Annotated in this window: 1 protein-coding gene; it reads left to right on the forward strand. The window is 55.5% G+C overall.

The genetic code is table 11. The annotated features are described in order from the left end of the window. A partial coding sequence (locus R0J87_RS21320; protein ID WP_498888791.1) for an ATP-binding cassette domain-containing protein occupies positions 1-265 on the forward strand: 265 nt, incomplete at both ends.

Raw genomic sequence — 265 nt, forward strand, 5'->3', positions numbered from 1 at the left:
CTCAGGGCCATCAAGCCAGTGTCCGGGGCGAGATTAAAATTCAAGACGTCAGCTTTAGCTACTTCGGTAGCGAACAATCCGTGCTCAACCATGTCACTCTTGAGCTCAAAGCCGGTGAAAAACTGGCGCTGCTTGGACGCACGGGCTGTGGTAAATCAACCCTGCTGCAATTGCTGACCCGGAACTGGGATCCGCAGCAAGGCGAGATCACACTGGATGGCACGCCGCTTTGTCAATGGCAGGAAGCGGCACTGCGTGATGCTGT

It is taken from the genome of Halomonas sp. SIMBA_159 (genome assembly GCF_046536035.1).
Classification (GTDB): domain Bacteria; phylum Pseudomonadota; class Gammaproteobacteria; order Pseudomonadales; family Halomonadaceae; genus Vreelandella; species Vreelandella venusta_A.